Source organism: Micromonospora sp. C28SCA-DRY-2 (assembly GCF_030519475.1).
Classification (GTDB): domain Bacteria; phylum Actinomycetota; class Actinomycetes; order Mycobacteriales; family Micromonosporaceae; genus Micromonospora.
The window spans coordinates 131,486-147,323 of sequence record NZ_JAUMKD010000009.1 but is presented as its reverse complement, the minus strand read 5'-3'; the positions used below and the strand labels follow the sequence as shown (position 1 = coordinate 147,323).

At 74.7% G+C, this 15,838-nt stretch carries 14 protein-coding genes; 6 read left to right on the top strand and 8 right to left on the bottom strand.

The annotated features are described in order from the left end of the window. Positions 1 to 42: 42 nt before the first annotated feature. Entirely contained in the window at positions 43 to 684 is a 642-nt protein-coding gene (locus Q3W71_RS27995; protein ID WP_302922460.1) for a hypothetical protein, read from the bottom strand. Between the two features lie 166 nt (positions 685 to 850). On the opposite strand from Q3W71_RS27995, the gene Q3W71_RS27990 reads away from it, so the two are divergent. Beyond that, positions 851 to 1,270, top strand: coding sequence for a CBS domain-containing protein (locus tag Q3W71_RS27990; protein ID WP_302922459.1), 420 nt, complete (start codon positions 851 to 853; stop codon positions 1,268 to 1,270). Positions 1,271 to 1,528: 258 nt separating this feature from the next. Here Q3W71_RS27990 and Q3W71_RS27985 read toward each other — a convergent pair whose 3' ends face one another. Then, positions 1,529 to 2,338 carry an MBL fold metallo-hydrolase gene (locus tag Q3W71_RS27985; protein ID WP_302922458.1) on the bottom strand — a complete coding sequence of 270 codons (810 nt, stop codon included), beginning with the start codon at positions 2,336 to 2,338 and terminating at the stop codon, positions 1,529 to 1,531. Positions 2,339 to 2,406: 68 nt separating this feature from the next. Next, on the bottom strand, positions 2,407 to 6,888 hold the full coding sequence (locus tag Q3W71_RS27980; RefSeq protein ID WP_302922457.1) for a cation-translocating P-type ATPase: 4,482 nt from the start codon (positions 6,886 to 6,888) through the stop codon (positions 2,407 to 2,409). A 366-nt stretch (positions 6,889 to 7,254) separates the two neighbouring features. Here Q3W71_RS27980 and Q3W71_RS27975 point away from each other — a divergent pair, with 366 nt between their 5' ends. The 5 genes from Q3W71_RS27975 to Q3W71_RS27955 all read left to right on the top strand — a co-directional run bounded on the left by Q3W71_RS27975 (position 7,255) and on the right by Q3W71_RS27955 (position 11,161). Further along, positions 7,255 to 8,643 carry an MFS transporter gene (locus Q3W71_RS27975; protein ID WP_302922456.1) on the top strand — a complete coding sequence of 463 codons (1,389 nt, stop codon included), beginning with the start codon at positions 7,255 to 7,257 and terminating at the stop codon, positions 8,641 to 8,643. A 171-nt stretch (positions 8,644 to 8,814) separates the two neighbouring features. Then, positions 8,815 to 9,459 (top strand): GAP family protein, encoded by a 645-nt coding sequence (locus Q3W71_RS27970; RefSeq protein ID WP_302922455.1) that lies wholly within the window; start codon positions 8,815 to 8,817, stop codon positions 9,457 to 9,459. Between the two features lie 88 nt (positions 9,460 to 9,547). After that, positions 9,548 to 10,327 carry an SDR family oxidoreductase gene (locus tag Q3W71_RS27965; protein WP_302922454.1) on the top strand — a complete coding sequence of 260 codons (780 nt, stop codon included), beginning with the start codon at positions 9,548 to 9,550 and terminating at the stop codon, positions 10,325 to 10,327. A 37-nt stretch (positions 10,328 to 10,364) separates the two neighbouring features. Then, on the top strand, positions 10,365 to 10,559 hold the full coding sequence (locus Q3W71_RS27960) for a hypothetical protein (protein ID WP_302922453.1): 195 nt from the start codon (positions 10,365 to 10,367) through the stop codon (positions 10,557 to 10,559). 53 nt (positions 10,560 to 10,612) lie between these two features. Next, positions 10,613 to 11,161, top strand: coding sequence for a YbaK/EbsC family protein (locus Q3W71_RS27955; RefSeq protein WP_302922572.1), 549 nt, complete (start codon positions 10,613 to 10,615; stop codon positions 11,159 to 11,161). A gap of 80 nt (positions 11,162 to 11,241) precedes the next feature. On the opposite strand, the gene Q3W71_RS27950 is transcribed toward Q3W71_RS27955, so the two are convergent. The 5 genes from Q3W71_RS27950 to Q3W71_RS27930 form a co-directional block, all read right to left on the bottom strand. Continuing rightward, on the bottom strand, positions 11,242 to 11,877 hold the full coding sequence (locus Q3W71_RS27950) for a DsbA family protein (protein WP_302922452.1): 636 nt from the start codon (positions 11,875 to 11,877) through the stop codon (positions 11,242 to 11,244). A 19-nt stretch (positions 11,878 to 11,896) separates the two neighbouring features. Further along, positions 11,897 to 12,325 carry a SufE family protein gene (locus Q3W71_RS27945; RefSeq protein WP_302922451.1) on the bottom strand — a complete coding sequence of 143 codons (429 nt, stop codon included), beginning with the start codon at positions 12,323 to 12,325 and terminating at the stop codon, positions 11,897 to 11,899. Between the two features lie 53 nt (positions 12,326 to 12,378). Then, entirely contained in the window at positions 12,379 to 12,804 is a 426-nt protein-coding gene (locus Q3W71_RS27940; RefSeq protein WP_302922450.1) for a CBS domain-containing protein, read from the bottom strand. A 72-nt stretch (positions 12,805 to 12,876) separates the two neighbouring features. Continuing rightward, positions 12,877 to 14,628 carry a proline--tRNA ligase gene (locus Q3W71_RS27935; protein ID WP_302922449.1) on the bottom strand — a complete coding sequence of 584 codons (1,752 nt, stop codon included), beginning with the start codon at positions 14,626 to 14,628 and terminating at the stop codon, positions 12,877 to 12,879. Between the two features lie 161 nt (positions 14,629 to 14,789). Next, the gene (locus Q3W71_RS27930; RefSeq protein ID WP_302922448.1) at positions 14,790 to 15,740 is read right to left on the bottom strand and encodes an SDR family NAD(P)-dependent oxidoreductase; all 951 of its coding nucleotides are present in this window, start codon (positions 15,738 to 15,740) and stop codon (positions 14,790 to 14,792) included. Positions 15,741 to 15,838: the final 98 nt, after the last annotated feature.

Here is a 15,838-nt window from a genome sequence, read left to right as displayed (position 1 = left end):
TCCGCTGACGTGCCGGGCGCCACCTTCCGGCTGACGCTCGGCCTAGCCGGCCGACGATGGTCGCGGCTGTCCGTCGTCGCCGGCGGTCTCCACCAGGTACGCGACCCGGAACAGGTCCAGGGCGCGGAAGTAGCCGACCTGGTCGTCGGACCAGAGGCCGGGCATCCGTTGCCGCAGCTCCGCTACGGCGACAGCGAGAAGCTGCCGCTGCTCCGCTGTCAGGTCACCACCCGACGACAGGGCGGCGGCAACCAGGGTGTCGATCGTGTTGGCTGTCCTGTCACCGGTCGCGGTCAACGCGGGGAGCCGTCCGCGGCTCCAGTAGCGCAGGGCGGACAACGCCGCCTGCCGGGCCGCGCCGTACCAGATCCGTGGCGAGCCGTTCGGGTTGGTTTCGCCGACGGGCGGGACGCGCTGGCCGCGTCGCTTGGCCCGGCGGCGTCTGTGGGCGTAGTCCCGTACCTCGGCGTGCCACCGGGCGCGGCTGGCCTCGATGGCGTCGAGCGCCCTCAGGAGCGCCCCCTCATCCCGCTGGTAGGGCCCGGCGATCTCCGCGAGAAAACTCAACGTCGCGTGGAATCCGATCGGCCGGTAGAGCTGGACGCAGGACCGCAGCGCCGACACGCGGAGGCCGTACGGCAGCGACCGGTCCCGGACCTTCCGCGCGTACGTGCCGAAACTCACCGGGTGAGGGTAGCCGCGGCGTCAGCCGGTGCTGGCACGTCGAGCAGGAACATGGCGAACGCCGGGTGGCCCTGGAGTCTGCTGCTGCGCCCTGGTCCGTGCATGGGCGCCACCGGCGGGGGTAGGAGAAACGGCAACAACCCCCCGGAAGTGAGGTGTCATGCCAATGCCGACCGCACGCGACATCATGACCAACGACGTGACCTGTGTCCGTGAGCAGGACGACCTCCGCACCGCAGCCAAGCAGATGGCGCAGCTCGGCGTCGGATCGCTGCCGATCTGTGGTCAGGACAACCGGCTCAAGGGCATGCTGACCGACCGCGACATCGTGGTGAAGGTGCTCGCCGAGGGCCGCGACCCGGGCAGTGTCACCGCCGGCGAGCTTGCCCAGGGCGAGGCGGTGACCATCGGCGCGGACGACGACGCGGCCGAGATCCTGCGCACCATGGGTCAGCACAAGGTGCGCCGGTTGCCGGTGATCGACGGGCACGAGCTCGTCGGCATCGTGGCCGTCGCCGACGTGGCCCGCTCGCTGCCGGAGCGCCCGGTGGGTGACCTCATCGAGGCGATCTCCGAGCGCGGCTGACCGGTCCCGACCCAGCGGACGCCGCCTCCGGCCACACCGGCCGGCAGGCGGCGTCGGCATCTCCACCGCGAGCAAACCCGGGCTCGGTGCGCCCATGGCTGGGTATGGCCGCGGGTCCTGTCGAGCTGCCCCCGTGGACGGGGCAGGTGGGCGGGGCACCGTGGTGAACCCGACCGGGCGCTGCGCCAGTCAGCGGTTGGGCGCGTGGTGCGTACGCCCGGACCCGCCATGCCGGGGCGCGGCCCGGCGGCGGGCGGTTCAGGCCGGTGGGGTGACCGGGGTGAGCGGGACCGTCTCGCCGCGCGCGATCGTGCGCACCCGCTGCACGAAGCCGCGCCGGCGGGCCTCCATCACGAAGTGGCCCAGCGGCGAGCGGAACACCGGGTAGTCGTCGTAGTGGATCGGCACCGTCAGCTTGGGGTGGACCAGCTCGACCAGGTCGGCGCCCTGTTGGGCGTCCATGGTGAGCAGGATGCCGGCGATCTTGGTGCCGCCGAGGTGGATGAGCATGGCGTCGATGTCCGGGTACCGCTCGGGGATGGCGGCGAGCAGTGGCTTGTTCAGCGTGTCGCCGGTGACGTAGAGGCGGAACTGTCGGGAGCCGTCCCGTTCGAGGTCGATCATCGTGCCCATCACGTCGGGCATCAGCCGGTCCACCAGACCGGGCCCGTGCTGGCCGGGCATGGCGGTCAGTCGCAGGGTCTCACCGTCGCGGCGCAGCTCCCGCGACCGCCAGGTGGGCAGCCCTTCCGCCGCCCGGAAACCCCACCGGCGCAGTTTCCGTTCCGCGGCCGGGGTGGTGACGATCGTCAGCTCCCGGTCCAGCTCCCGCCGGGCCACCCGGTCGAAGTGGTCGCCGTGCAGGTGGGACAGGAGCACCGCGTCCAGCGACGGCAGTTGGGCGATCCGCAGCGCCGGGTCGGTACGCCGCCGCGACCACAGTCCCTTGCCCAGGTACGCCCGCTCCCCGCGGTGCAGGAAGTTCGGGTCGGTCAGCAGGGTGAACCCGCCGATCCGCAGCACGGTGGTGGCGGTGCCGACGAACGTGACCTCCGGCTGTCCTTCCATGACCACCTCCATCCACAGCGGTACCCCCGATCACCGGCCCCATGCGCGGGGTCCACCGCCGGTGCCCGTCAGCCCGGCTCCGCCGAGCGGTCGTCGTCGACCGGTGGATCAGCGGCGGAGGAGCCGGGTGGGCCGTCCGACCCGGCCGGGTGGGTCTGGGGCAGCCGGGCCACCAGCCGGGTGAGCGCGCCGTTGGCGACGGTGGCGCCGAGCGCCGACCCGGTGGCGATGGTCCAGCCCACCGGCCCGAGCGGGGTGCAGCCGAAGAACTGGCTGACGCCGGGCGTCTGCACCACCGCCACCAGCACGCCGAGGGACGCGGCGGTGGAGGCGAGCACGGCCGGGCTGGTGCCACCGGCCAGCACGGTCTGCCCGAGCTGGGTGCCGACCAGCGAGACCAGGGCGACGGTGCCGGCCCGCCGGCGCCGTCCGGTGTACCGGGCCAGCGTCCAGCCGGCGGTGGCGCCCAGCGTGGTGGCCGCGGCGCGCAACCCGATCTCACGGGTGAGCGTCTCGCCGAGCGACCGGTCCGGCCCCTCCCGGAGCAGCCCGTCGGCGTGGTCGGCGCCGGGTGGGCGGATCGCGATGGCCAGCGCCGGCGCCAGGTCGGTGAGCAGGTTGACCAGCAGCAGTTGCCGGCCGGTGAGCGCGGAACGGCCGGTGGTGGCGGCGCTCAGCACGCTGAACGCGATCTCACCGAGGTTCCCGCCGACCAGGATGCTCAGCGCGTGGCGTACCGACGACCACATCGCCCGCCCCTCCACCAGGGTGGCGATGATGGTCTCCAGCCGGTCGTCGGTGACCACCAGGTCGGCCGCGGCCCGGGCGGCCGGGGTGCCGCGCTGGCCGAGCGCGATGCCGACGTCGGCGAGCCGGATGGCCGGCGCGTCGTTGGCGCCGTCGCCGGTCATCGCGACGGTACGGCCGCACTTCTGCAACGCCTGGATGATCCGGACCTTGTGCGCGGGCGTGCAGCGGGCCACCACGTCGGTGCGGGCCAACCGCTCGGCCAGCGCGTCGTCGTCGAGCTGGTCGAGTTCGGTGGCGGTGACCACCTGCTGGTCGTCGCCGTCGCTGATGGTGGCGGCGATCGCCTCGGCGGTGGCCGGATGGTCGCCGGTGATCATGATGGTGTGCACGCCGGCCTGGCGGATCCGCCGCACGGCCGGCGCCGCGCTGTCCCGCACCCCGTCGGCGAGCGCCAGGAAGCCGACGAACACCAGGTCGCGTACGTCGTCGTCGCCGATCGCCGGGTCGTCCACCGGGCACTCGGCGACGGCGAGGATCCGGTGCCCCGCCCCGGCCCGCTCGGCGAGCAGCCGGTGCAGGTCGTCCCGGCCACCGTCGTCCAGCGGCTGGTCGTGCCCGTCGACCCGCCGGTACGCGCACCGGGGCAGCACCGTCTCCGGCGCGCCCTTCACGCTGAGCAGCCGCCGGTGCCCGTCCTCGCCCACGGTGGCGTGGTAGCCCCGGGACGGTTCGAAGGGCAGGCCGCCGGTGGGCCGCCAGCCCGGCACGTCGGTCTGTTCGGTCACGCCGGCGGACGCGGCGCCGCGGTGCACCGCCCGGTCGGTCTGCAACGCCAGCTCGTCCGGGTCGGCGGCGGCCGGGGTGGCCCGCAGCGCGGCGGCCAGGGTCGGCCGGAGCCGGTCGTCGAGCCGGTCCGCCGGGGCGTACCGGTGACCGTCGCCCACCCCGGCGAGCAGCAACTGCCCCTCGGTGAGGGTGCCGGTCTTGTCGAAGCAGAGCACGTCGACCCGGCCCAGCGCCTCGATGGTGCGCGGGTTGCGGACCAGCGCCCCGTGCTCCGCGAGCCGCCGGGCGGCGGCCAGCTGGGCGGCGCTGACCAGGAACGGCAGCCCTTCCGGCACGGAGGCCACGGCCAGGTTGGCGGCGGTGGCGGCCGTCTCGGCCAGCGGTACGCCGCGCAGCAGCCCGGCGCCGGCCACCGCCACCGCCGAGCCGGCGGCCAGCGGCACGGCCGCCTTGGTCAGCCGGCCCAGCCGGGCCTCCACGCCGCTGGCCGGGGGCGCCTGCCGGGCCAGCGCCAGGCTGCGTCCGGCCTCGGTGTCGGCACCGGTGGCCACCACCACGGCGGTGCCGTACCCCGCGGCGACCGTGGTGCCCTCGTAGAGCATGGACCGGCGGTCGGCGACCGCGGCGGCCACCACCGGTTGGTCGGTCTTGCCCACCGGGAGGGACTCGCCGGTCAGCGAGGACTCGTCCGTCTCCAGGCCGACCGCCTCCAGCACCCGGCAGTCGGCCGGCACGGAGTCCCCCGGTTCCAGGCTGATCACGTCACCGGGCACCAGGTCGTCGGCGGGCAGCATCCGCTCCGCGCCGTCCCGGCGGACCCGGGCGGTCACCGCCGAGCGGGAGAGCAGCTGGGCCAGGGACCGCTCGGTGTTGCGCTGGTGCACCGCGCCGATCAGCGCCGACCCGCCGACCACCCCGCCGACCAGGGCGGCGTCGACCAGCGAGCCGAACGTCGCGGAGAGCACCGCGCCGGCGGCGAGCACCGGGGTGAGCGGGTTGGCCAGCTCGTCGACGAAGGCCCGGAGCAACCCGGACGGCCCGGGCAGGTCGCCCGCGCCGGCCCCCCGGCGGCGCTCGGCGTCGGCGCTGCTCAGCCCGTCCGGGCCGGTGCCGAGCCGGTCCAGGACGGTGTCGGTGGGCATCAGGTGCCAGGCGGTGATGGTCGGCGCGGGGGTGTCCGTCCGGTCCGGCAGCCGGCGGGCCCGCCAGACGCCGTGCGCGAAGGCGAGCGCGGCGGCGCCGTTCACCGCGCCAAGCGCACGGCCGGGTAGTCGTGCGGGGTCGGCGGTGAACGCGTTCAGCGCACCGAGACCGGTACCGGCCAGGGCCAGCTGGATGTTCTGCGCGGTCATCCGGCGGGCCACCCCGGTCGCCTCGACGAGCAGGGCGACGATCCGCAGGTCCGTGCCGAGCAGCAGGTGCGCACCCCAGGGCGGCAGCTCCTCCGGGGCGGACAGTCCCAGTCCGCAGTCGGCGGCGCCGAGCGCCGCCCGGTCGCCGGAGGCGAGCATCACCACCGCACCGTCCCGCTGCAACGCCCGGACCGAGTCGGCCAGCCGCGCCCCGCCGGCCACGAGCGCGTCGGCGAAGCCGTACCGCTGCTCGTCGTCACCGGCCACGACCAGCCGCAACCCGGCCTGGCGGGCGACGGCCGGCAGCGTGTCGACGCCCGGCGCGGGCTCGGGTTCGACCCGCAGCACGGCGGCCAGGCTGTCACCGTCGGCGAGACCGAGCAGGGCGACGCCGCTGTCGCGCAGCCGCCGGCTCTCCGCGGTGTCCCCCGGATCGTGCGCGTCGAGCTGGTCCAGCGGGCCGAGCCGCCAGCCGTCGGCGTGCCGCAGCTGGTGCGGGTGGCCGGGGTCGAAGAGCGCGAACGCCCGGATCGCCACCTGCCCGGTGTCCGCGCCGGGCAGCGGCGCCAGGTCGGCCAGCACCCCCCGGTTCGAGCCGAGCACGGCGGCGTCCAGCACCAGCGTGTCGATCCGGTCCAGGTCCCGCAGCACGCTGCGGTCCATCGCGATCACGCCGCGCCGGGCCAGGATCCGGCCGAGCTGCGCGGCGTACCCCTCGCGGCCACTGCCCGGGGCCTTGGGCAGCGCGGAGAGTCCCAGCGCGGCGGCCCGTTTCCGACCGACGACCGGCGTCGCGGCCGTCGCGGCGGCCGCGCCGGCGAGCAGCATCCGATGGGCGTACCGCTCGACCGGCCCGTCCGGCTTGGGGGTGACCCGCTCGCCGGCCGGTGACCGGGCCACCGCCCGCTCCGGGGTACCGGTCAGCCGCGGTTCCGCCTTTCCCCAGGCGGCGAGCTGGGCGCGCGCCTCACCCCACTGCACCACCCGCTGCGCGCCGTCCAGCACGATCCCGGCCCAACCGCCGGTGAGGCCCTGCACGACCGCCTCGGCGAACGGGAAGATCAGGTCGGCGCGGGGGTCGGCGCGCAGCCCCCGGTCGGCGAGGGCGTGCAGCTTGGGATGCAGGTCGACGGCGCCGAGCAGCCCGGCGACCTCGCCGGGGATCGGGGTGAACGGCAGGATCCGGGTGGCCGCCGAGATGGTCAGGCCGAGCGCGTCCGAGGCGAGCGCGCCCAGCGTGCGAGGGGTGCGGGGGCCTTCCTCGGGCGGGTGCGGCGGCGGGATCTCCGGGTCCGGTTCGTGCGGGCAGGTGCGCTCGGTGCGGGCCACCGTGGCGATCAGGTCCCGCAGCTTCGGCGGCGGCGTGCCGACGGCCACCACCACCCGGCCGGACGGCGCGTTCACCCGGGCCCACTCGACCCCGGGCATCCGCTCCAGCGCCGCCTCCACCTGGCGGGCCAGCAGGTCGCCGCCGTCCTGGCAGACGCCGTGCACCTCGATGTGGTGCCGGCCGGGGCGGGACCAGACCCGGCGGCTGGTCAGCCCGGCCAGGCGGGCCAGCCGGGTCGCGGCCGACCCGACGGTCCGGGTCGCCTCGCCGACCACCGGCGGCACGGCGACCGGCGGCCGGAGGCGGCCGGCGAGGCGGCCCAGCGAGGTCATCGAGGCGTACGACCGGACAGGCGCCGGCCAGGTCCTCCGCGGTCGCTCCCCCTGCCGTACGCCATCTCGCCTCCCACGTCTGCTCCGGTGGCCGCCCGGTCCCGGGGCGGCTGCACGGCGATGGCCTGGCTTCCCGCCCGGCCGTCCGTTATGCCCCCCGAGCAGGGGAACTTCCGCGCGGGCGGCGTTGCCGGCGACCTGAGGAGATGCCGGTCACGCTTGACCTCAATCCGGGTTCAGGTCGGAGGCTGAGCCCATGCTGATCGAACTGCTCAGGGCCGAGGTACGCCGGGACGAGCTGCCCCGACCGTCCCGCGCCGGCAACCGTCCCTCCCCGATCTGGCCGCGCCGTTCGGCGAGTCGCCGGTGACCGCCACCGCCGCGCCGGCCGGACCCGTCGCCCCGGCCCCGGGCCTTTTCGCGCCCCGGCTGCGGGCCATGACGGTGGGCAGCGTCGCCCTGGTCTCGCTGCTGGCGTTCGAGGCGCTGGCGGTCGGCACCGCCATGCCGACCGTGGCCCGCAGCCTGGACGGGCTGGCCCTGTACGGGATCGCGTTCGGCGGCCCGTTCGCGGCCGGGGTGCTGGCCATGGTGGCCAGCGGTATCTGGTGCGACAGCCGGGGGCCGCGCGCGCCGATGTGGCACGGGCTGGTCTGGTTCGTGCTCGGGTTGGTGATCGCGGGCAGCGCCACGGCGATGGGCGCGCTGGTCGTCGGCCGGGTGGTGCAGGGGTTCGGTTCCGGCCTGCTCTCGGTGGCGCTCTACGTCATCGTCGGGCGGGCGTACCCGGAGGAGCTGCACCGGCGGATCTTCGCGGCGTTCGCCGCCGCGTGGGTGGTCCCGTCGCTGGTCGGGCCGGCGGTGGCCGGGCTGATCGTGGAGTACCTCGGCTGGCGGTGGGTCTTCCTCGCGGTGCCGCTGGTGGCGGTGCCGGCGGTGCTGCTGATCCACCCCGGCCTGCGGGCGGTCGGCCCGGCGACGCGGTCGGCCCGGCCGGCCGGCGCGGTGGCCCGGATCGGCTGGGCGTGCGGGGCGGGGGTGAGCGCCGCACTGCTGCACATCGGGGGACAGCAGCGCGGCGGCTCCGCGGTCGCTCTGGTCGTGGTGGCGCTGGTCGGGCTGCTGGTCTGCGCGCCCCGGCTGCTGCCGGCCGGATTCCTGCGGGCGGGCCGGGGCCTGCCGACCGTGGTCGGGCTGCGCGGCCTCGCCTCCGCCGCGTTCGTCGGCGCGGAGGTGGTGATCCCGCTGATGCTCTCCCGGGAGCGGGGGTTCTCGCCGACCGCGGCCGGCCTGGTCCTCAGCACGGGCGCGCTCGCCTGGTCGGTGGGGTCGTGGTTGCAGGGCCGGATGCCGGCGCCCCGGTCCCGGGCCAGCCTGCCCCGGGCGGGGCTGGCCTGCATCGCCGGCGGCACCGCGGTGGTCGCGCTCACCGTCGTGCCGGCGGTGCCGGTCCTGGTGGGGGTGCTGGGCTGGGCGGTGGCCGGGCTCGGCATGGGCCTGCTCTACCCGTCGCTGTCGGTGCTCACCCTGGAGTTGTCGGCCCCGGGCGAGCAGGGCCGCAACAGCTCCTCGCTGCAACTGGGCGACTCGCTCTTCGCCGCCACCGTGCTGGCGCTGACCGGCGCGGTGCTGGCCGCCGGCGCCGCTCCGGGCGCGGGCGACTACGCCGGGACGCTGGCTGTCGCGTCGGGCCTGGCGCTGCTCGGTCTCCTGCTCGCCGGCCGCGTGGCGCCGGGGCCGCGGGCGGCCGGCTGAGGGCACGCCCCGCCCGGCGCCGGGCCCGCGGGTGGTCGTCACCGGGGTGTCGGTGGCGACCGGACCCGTAGGGCGCGAGCGGTCGTGGAGGTCGTCCGAGCGGTGAGCGCCGCCGGTAGTCGGCGGATCGGCGGGTCGCCGGGGTGGGTGGCCGGCAGGATGGGCGGGGAGATGAGCTTCCTGACCGTCCTGCCGCTGGCCGTGGTGATGGTCGCCGGGACGCAACTGGTCGCGGCGGTGTTCCTCGCCGCGGCCGACCGGCCGCGGGCCGCCTCGTCGGGCTACCTGGCCGGCGCCGGGCTGGTGGTGGGCGGCGGGGTCACGCTGAGCTGGCTGGTCACCCGCGCGGTCAAGGTCAACTTCGGCGGCGGCGACCAGGGCGGTCGGGGCCCGATCACGACCAGGATCGACCAGGTGGTGCTGGTCCTGCTGGTGGTGCTGGCCCTGGTGGTCTTCCTCCGGCGGCACTCCACCGGCCCGCCCCGGTGGATGGGAAAGCTCCAGCAGGCCGGCCCGGGCTACGCGGCCCGGCTGGGCGTGCTGCTCTTCCTCGCCACGCCCACCGACGACCTCACCATGCTCGCCGTCGGCGCGAGCGCCGCCCGGCACGACCTGTCCTGGTGGCACCTGCTGCCGTTCGTGCTGGCCACCCTGACCCTGCTGGCCCTGCCCCTGCTGGCGTTGCTGCTGCTCGGCGGCCGGGCGGCCACGGTGCTGCCCCGGATCCGCGACTGGACCACCCACCACTCCTGGGTGGTCAGCGAACTCGTGATCGGTTTCTTCGTGGTGGTGACGCTGGTCGACCTGCTGCGGTGAGCTGCCGCACGGCCGGTCACATCGGGCGGCCCGGCGCCGTCACCGACCCGGACGCCCCGGTTCCGGGGGCGCGGAGAAGGAGGACATCATGCGGGTGCTGGTCACCGGAGCGGGCGGCCGCCTGGGTCGGGCGGTGCTGCCCCGCCTGCTCGACGACGGGCACAAGGTACGGGCCACCAGCCGGCGGCCGCGTACCGACCCGGCGGTGGAGTGGGTGGTGGCGGACCTGGCCACCGCCCACGGGCTGGCCGAGGCGGTACGCGACGTGGACGCCGTGCTGCACCTGGCCTCGTCGCCCGACCGGCGCACCCACGAGGTCGACGTGCTCGGCACCCGCGAGCTGGTCCGGGCCGCCGGGACCGCCGGCGTGGGCCACCTGGTCTACGTCTCGATCGTCGGGGTGGACCGGGTGCCGATCCCGTACTACCGGCACAAGCTGGCCGCCGAGCGGGTGGTCGCCGCCGGGCCGGTGCCGTGGTCGGTGCTGCGGGCCACCCAGTTCCCGCAGTTCCTGGACGACCTGCTGGTCGCGTCGAGCCGGCTGGGCCCGGTGATCGGCGACCGGGCGGTGCTCGCCCAGCCGGTCGATCCGGGCGACGTGGCCGCCCGGCTGGTCGAGCGGCTGGCCGCCGGCCCGTCGCGCGGCGTCGAGGAGTACGGCGGGCCCGAGGTGCTCCGCTTCGACCAGGCGGTACGCGCCTGGAAGGCCGCCCGGCGGTCCCGCCGGCCGCTGCTGCCGGTACGGATCCCCGGCCGGCTCGGCCGGGCCCTGCGTTCGGGCGGCCTGGTCACCGAGGCGACGCCGACGGGCTCCCGGACCTGGGCCGACCACCTCGCGGACACGTACGGGGGAACCCGGGCAAGATGAGAACCTTCCCCGTTCACGTTCGGCCTACCGTGACGCCATGTTCGCCATCGTCACCACAGTGATCCTCTACGTCGCCGGCTTCGTCTTCCTCTACGGCGTCATCCGGCTCGCGGTCCGGCACGCCATGGAGGATCTGGAGGTGCGCCGGGTCCAGGCCCAGCGGGCGGAGGAGCTGGCCGCCGTGCGGGACCGCACGATGCTCCGCGAGAACGCCTTCCTCACCGGCAGCTGACCCGCGGTTCGGGTGGGCGGGACCGGCCGGGTGGTGCGAGGATCGCTCCCGTGATGGGGACGCTGAAGACCGAACCCGCCCGTACCCGGCTCGACCTGCTGGCACCGCCGGTCGCCGCCGCGCTCGGGCAGTGGCCCGCCGACGCCCCGGTGGACGTCGACGACGTGCTGGTCGCGCCGATCGACGCCGACCTCGCCGACACCGCCGCGTTCTGCGCCGCGTACGAGGTGGGGCTGGACGAGTCGGCCAACTGTGTGGTGATCGCCGGCAAGCGCGAAGGGGTGGTCCGCTACGCGGCCTGCGTCGTGCTCGCCACCACCCGGGCCGACGTCAACGGAGTGGCCCGGCGGGCGCTGGACGTCCGCAAGGCGAGCTTCGCGCCGATGGCCGACGCGGTGGAGCTGACCGGCATGGAGTACGGCGGGATCACCCCGATCGGCCTGCCCGAGGAGTGGCCGATCCTGGTCGACGCCCGGGTGATCGCCACCCCACACGTGATCATCGGGTCCGGCGTGCGGCACAGCAAGATCGCGCTGCCCGGGCCGGCGCTGGGTGCGCTGCCCGGTGCGCGGGTGGTGGAGGACCTGGCCAGGCCCGCCTGAGCGATCACCGCCGTCGATACCGTTGCACGTGAAACATCACGTGTGTCGATGTCTGTGACTCGCCACGGAGGACGGTGGCGTCAGTCGGTGCCCGACTCGCGCCGATCGACCTCGGCCAGCGCGGCCAGCAGGGTCGCCGGCTCCTGGGCGCCGGTCACCGCGTACTTGCCGGCGAGCACGAAGGTGGGCACGCTGGTCACCCCGATCTGCCGGGCCGCCGTCAGGTCGGCGGTCAGCTCGGCCACCCGCTCGTCGGAGTCGAGGAACCGGCGCGCCTCGGCCGCGTCCAGCCCCACCTCGGCGGCCAGCGCGGCGAGCGCGTCGCGGGAACCGACGTCCACGCCGTCGGTGAAGTGCGCCCGGTAGAGCGCCTCGACCATCTCGCCGTCGCGGCCCTGGTCCGTGGCCCAGGCGACCAGCCGGTGCGCGTCGAAGGTGTTCGCCGCGACGGCCCGGCCGAAGTCCAGCTTAAGGCCGGCGCCCGCGGCCACCCCGGTCACGTGCTCGGCCATCTGCCGGGCCCGGTCCGGTCCGCCGAACTTGGCGCCCAGCGCGTCGAGCAGGGGCTGCGGCTCGGGCACCGGCGACGGGTCGAGCTGGAACGGCCGGTAGTGGACTGTCACCTCGCCGTCGTACGACTCCAGCGCCTGCTCCAGCCGGCGTTTGCCGATGTAGCACCACGGGCAGACCACGTCCGCGTAGATCTCGATCTCCATGGTCGGGGCAACCTCCCGGTCAGCTGGTCTGTTCCCGCACCTGGCGCTTGAGCCGGGCCAGGATGGCGGTGCCGCCGCGCACCCGCAGCGGGCTGATCGCCTGGGCCAGCCCCATCCGCTGGTAGAGGTCGTCGGGCACGGCGAGCACCTGGTCTGGCTTCGCCCCGGCCAGCCCTTCGGCGAGGATGCCGGCGAAGGCCCGCGTGGTCGGCGCCTCCGGCGGGCAGTCGAAGAGCGTCTCGACGGTGCCCTCCGGCGTCACCCGGGCGCGCAGGAAGAACGCGGTCTGGCACTCCGGGACCTGCTCCATGCCCTCCCGGTCGGCGGCGTCCGGCGGCAGCGGCGGGATCACGTCCGCGTACTCCAGCAGCATCTCCAGCACCACGTCCCGGGGCGCGGCGGCGAACTCCTCGACGATCTCGGCCAGCCTGGCCGGCATGGATGACATGCCCCGAGGCTACGCCGTCGCCGACGTACGCCGCCGCGCCGCCGGACACCCGCTCAGACGGTCGGCGCCTGCTCGCTGATCTCGCTCAGTGCCGACTGGGGGTCGAGCTGCATGGCCAGGTCGCCGAGGGAGACGATGCCGACCAGCTTGCGCTCGCTGTCGCAGACCAGCACCCGGCGGATGCCCCGCTCGCGCATCAGCGCGGCCGCCTCACCGGCGCTGGAGTTCTGCTCGATCATCACCACCTCGCGGGTGATGACCGAGCCGATGGTGGTGGTGGCCGGGTCGCTGCGCTCGGCCACCGCCCGCACCACGATGTCGCGGTCGGTGAGCATGCCGGCGAGGGTGGCGCCGTCGGTGACCACCACGTCGCCGATGTCCGCCTCCTTCATCACCTTGGCGGCCTCGTCCAGGGTGGTCTCCGCCGGCAGGTACACGACCTGCTTGGTCATCACGTCAGCGACCCGGTAACCGGTCATGAGAGTCCTCCGAAACAACGTCCACCCGATCCACATGCGGTACCCAGTGACACGGTTGCTACACCCTGGCCGCTACCGGGTCACCTCGGCGCGCAGCCGGTCCACCAGCTCCACCACCGGCAGTTCGGTGCGCTCGCCGGTGGCCCGGTCGCGCAGCTCGACGTACCCGTCGGCGAGGCGGCGGCCGACCACGACGGCGCGCGGGATGCCGACCAGCTCGGCGTCGGTGAACTTCACCCCGGCCGAGACGTGCGTCCGGTCGTCGACCAGCACCCGCAGGCCCGCCGCGGCGAGCTGCCCGCCGAGCTCCAGCGCCGCCTCCAGCTGCGGCCCCTTCCCGGCCGCCACCAGGTGTACGTCGCACGGCGCGACCGCCGCCGGCCAGACCAGTCCCCGCTCGTCGTGGTGCTGTTCGGCGATCGCGGCCACCGCCCGGGACACCCCGATGCCGTAGCAGCCCATGGTCGGCCGGACCGGCTTGCCCTGCGGGCCGAGCACGTCGACCGAGAACGCGTCGGTGTAGCGGCGGCCGAGCTGGAAGATGTGCCCGATCTCGATGCCCCGCCGGATGGTCAGCTCGCCGGTGGCGCACGCCGGGCAGGAGTCGCCGGCGCGCACCTCGGCCGCCTCGATGGTGCCGTCCGGGGTGAAGTCCCGGCCGCTGACCACGTGCACCGCGTGCCGACCGGGCTCGTTCGCGCCGGTCAGCCAGGCCGAGCCGGGCGCCACCCGCGGGTCGACCAGGTAGCGGACGCCGAGCTTCGCCATGACCTGCGGGCCGATGTATCCGCGGACCAGCTCGGGGTGGTCGTCCCAGCCGTCGAAGACGTCCACGGTGGCCGGGGCGACGGCGGCGGCGACCCGCTTCAGGTCCACCTCCCGGTCACCGGGCAGCCCGACCACCAGCAGGTCGGCCTCCTCGGCACCCGGCCGGTGCACGGTCAGCACCACGTTCTTCAGCGTGTCGGCGGCGGTCCAGTCACTGCGGCCGCCGAGCCGGCGGACGTTGGCCAGCTCGACCAGGGTGGCGATGGTGGGGGTCTCCGGGGTGTCGTGCACCTCGGCGGGCGGGTGCGCGTCCGGGTCGCCGGCCGGCGCGGCGGGCGTGGTCACCGCCTCGGTGTTCGCGGCGTAGTCGCAGGCGGTGCAGCCGACGAAGGTGTCCTCGCCGACCGGCGCCGCGGCCAGGAACTCCTCCGAGGCGGAACCGCCCATCGCCCCGGACATCGCGTGCACGATGGTGTGCTCCAGCCCCAGCCGGTCGAAGATCCGTCGGTAGGCGCCCCGGTGCCGGTCGTACGCGGCCTGCAGGCCCGCCTCGTCCAGGTCGAACGAGTAGGCGTCCTTCATCAGGAACTCGCGGCCGCGCAGCAGGCCGGCCCGCGGCCGGGCCTCGTCGCGGAACTTGGTCTGGATCTGGAAGATCGTCACCGGGAAGTCCCGGTACGAGGAGAAGAGATCCTGCACCAGCAGCGCGGCCAACTCCTCGTGGGTGGGGGCGAGCAGGTGCTCGGCGCCCCTGCGGTCGGCGAAGGTGAAGATGTCGTCGCCGTACTCCGTCCACCGCCCGCTGGTCCGGTACGGCTCCGCCGGCAGCAGCGCCGGAAAGTGCACCTCCTGGTCGCCGATCGCGGTCATCTCCTCGCGGACGATCTCGGTGACCCGGTCCAGCACCAGCTTCCCGAGCGGCAGCCAGGTGTAGCCGCCCGGCGCGGCCCGGCGGATGTAGCCGGCGCGCACCAGGAGCCGATGGCTCGGCACCTCCGCGTCCGCCGGGTCCTCACGCAGGGTCCGGAGCAGCAGGGTCGACATTCGGAGCAGCATTGCCGCAGCGTACGGCTGACCCGGCAGGACGGGCGACCGGAATCCGGTGCGGCGGGCGGGAGGTCGATCAGCCGGGCGGACAACTCCGTGATCGGTGGGGTGACACAGCGGGCGTGGGCGCTAGCCCTGCCGCCTCTTGCCTGCCCAGTCGACCGCGGGGTTCACCAGCCATCGCCTCGGGTTGTGCGGATCGGGTCGGCGTTGACCAGCGCTGCTGTGATGTCGGCGAGCCGTCGCGCCGCGGCGGGGTCGAGGGTCTTCAGGCCCAGCGGCACGGGCTTGCCGCGGTCGACCGCGGTCAACGGCGCTGTGGGTGGCGCGTCGATGAAGTCGTGGACGGGCGCGACGGCTTTCTCCACAGGCCGGGCAGCGGCCCGGCCGATGGTCTTGATGAGCGCTCGTGTCAGCGGGTTGATCTGCTCCATCGCGGAGTAACCACTCCGGGTGAAACCCGGGTGGTAGAGGACGTAGGGAACCTGGTGACCGAACTGCGCCGCCATCGCGACACCGAGCAGGTCGTTCGCGCGACCGGCCTGGAGTTGCGCGGTGATCGTGCGGTAGCGGTCGCGCAGTTGGAGATCGTTCCAGTGGATCTGCCCGGAGGTGAGACCGACGGCGGCGATGTTGATGATCACCGAGCGACGCAGGCCGGCCGCCAGCGTGGGCATCAGCCCGTGGCCAAGAAGATAGCGGCTGAGATAGTAGAGCGCGAAAGTCGACTCCAGACCGTCGCTGGTTTCGATCCGCTTCGGGGATTGCCGGTTGGCCGCCAACACCAGGGCGCCGATGGCGCCGTATTCGGCCGTGACGTGCTCTATCACCTTCTGGTTTCCCGCGATCGTGCTGAGGTCGGCAGCCAGGAACCCGACACGTTCGCCCAGGCCAGCCTCCTCCGCCGCGGCGAGCAACCGGTCGCCCTTGGCAGGGTTGCTGCCCACCGCGAGGACGCGGTCCCCCCGCTCGGCCCGGCCCAGGACGACCGCTCGGCCCATGCCATCGGTTCCGCCGGTGACAACGACGCTCCTTGCTCCTCGTACGGCGTCGACGTCGTTGTCCCGTTGCCGGTCGACCATGAGAAACCCCCGGTTACTGTTGGTAATTACCACCATCATCCGTAAGCGGTCAGGATCGCGGAAGAAGGCAGTTCGATGTCAGTACCGGACACTGGTGTGCCTGCCCTGCTCAACACGGCGCTGCCGAGCCCTGTGCC

What these genes read in the sequence shown, in the direction of transcription:
- Q3W71_RS27970 (WP_302922455.1), top strand. Translation starts at nt 8,815, where the DNA reads ATGAGCTTCCTGACCGTCCTGCCGCTGGCCGTGGTGATGGTCGCCGGG.
- Q3W71_RS27935 (WP_302922449.1), bottom strand. Translation starts at nt 14,628, where the DNA reads ATGCTGCTCCGAATGTCGACCCTGCTGCTCCGGACCCTGCGTGAGGAC.
- Q3W71_RS27960 (WP_302922453.1), top strand. Translation starts at nt 10,365, where the DNA reads ATGTTCGCCATCGTCACCACAGTGATCCTCTACGTCGCCGGCTTCGTC.
- Q3W71_RS27930 (WP_302922448.1), bottom strand. Translation starts at nt 15,740, where the DNA reads ATGATGGTGGTAATTACCAACAGTAACCGGGGGTTTCTCATGGTCGAC.
- Q3W71_RS27945 (WP_302922451.1), bottom strand. Translation starts at nt 12,325, where the DNA reads ATGTCATCCATGCCGGCCAGGCTGGCCGAGATCGTCGAGGAGTTCGCC.
- Q3W71_RS27965 (WP_302922454.1), top strand. Translation starts at nt 9,548, where the DNA reads ATGCGGGTGCTGGTCACCGGAGCGGGCGGCCGCCTGGGTCGGGCGGTG.
- Q3W71_RS27955 (WP_302922572.1), top strand. Translation starts at nt 10,613, where the DNA reads ATGGGGACGCTGAAGACCGAACCCGCCCGTACCCGGCTCGACCTGCTG.
- Q3W71_RS27950 (WP_302922452.1), bottom strand. Translation starts at nt 11,877, where the DNA reads ATGGAGATCGAGATCTACGCGGACGTGGTCTGCCCGTGGTGCTACATC.
- Q3W71_RS27985 (WP_302922458.1), bottom strand. Translation starts at nt 2,338, where the DNA reads ATGGAAGGACAGCCGGAGGTCACGTTCGTCGGCACCGCCACCACCGTG.
- Q3W71_RS27980 (WP_302922457.1), bottom strand. Translation starts at nt 6,888, where the DNA reads ATGACCTCGCTGGGCCGCCTCGCCGGCCGCCTCCGGCCGCCGGTCGCC.
- Q3W71_RS27990 (WP_302922459.1), top strand. Translation starts at nt 851, where the DNA reads ATGCCGACCGCACGCGACATCATGACCAACGACGTGACCTGTGTCCGT.
- Q3W71_RS27940 (WP_302922450.1), bottom strand. Translation starts at nt 12,804, where the DNA reads ATGACCGGTTACCGGGTCGCTGACGTGATGACCAAGCAGGTCGTGTAC.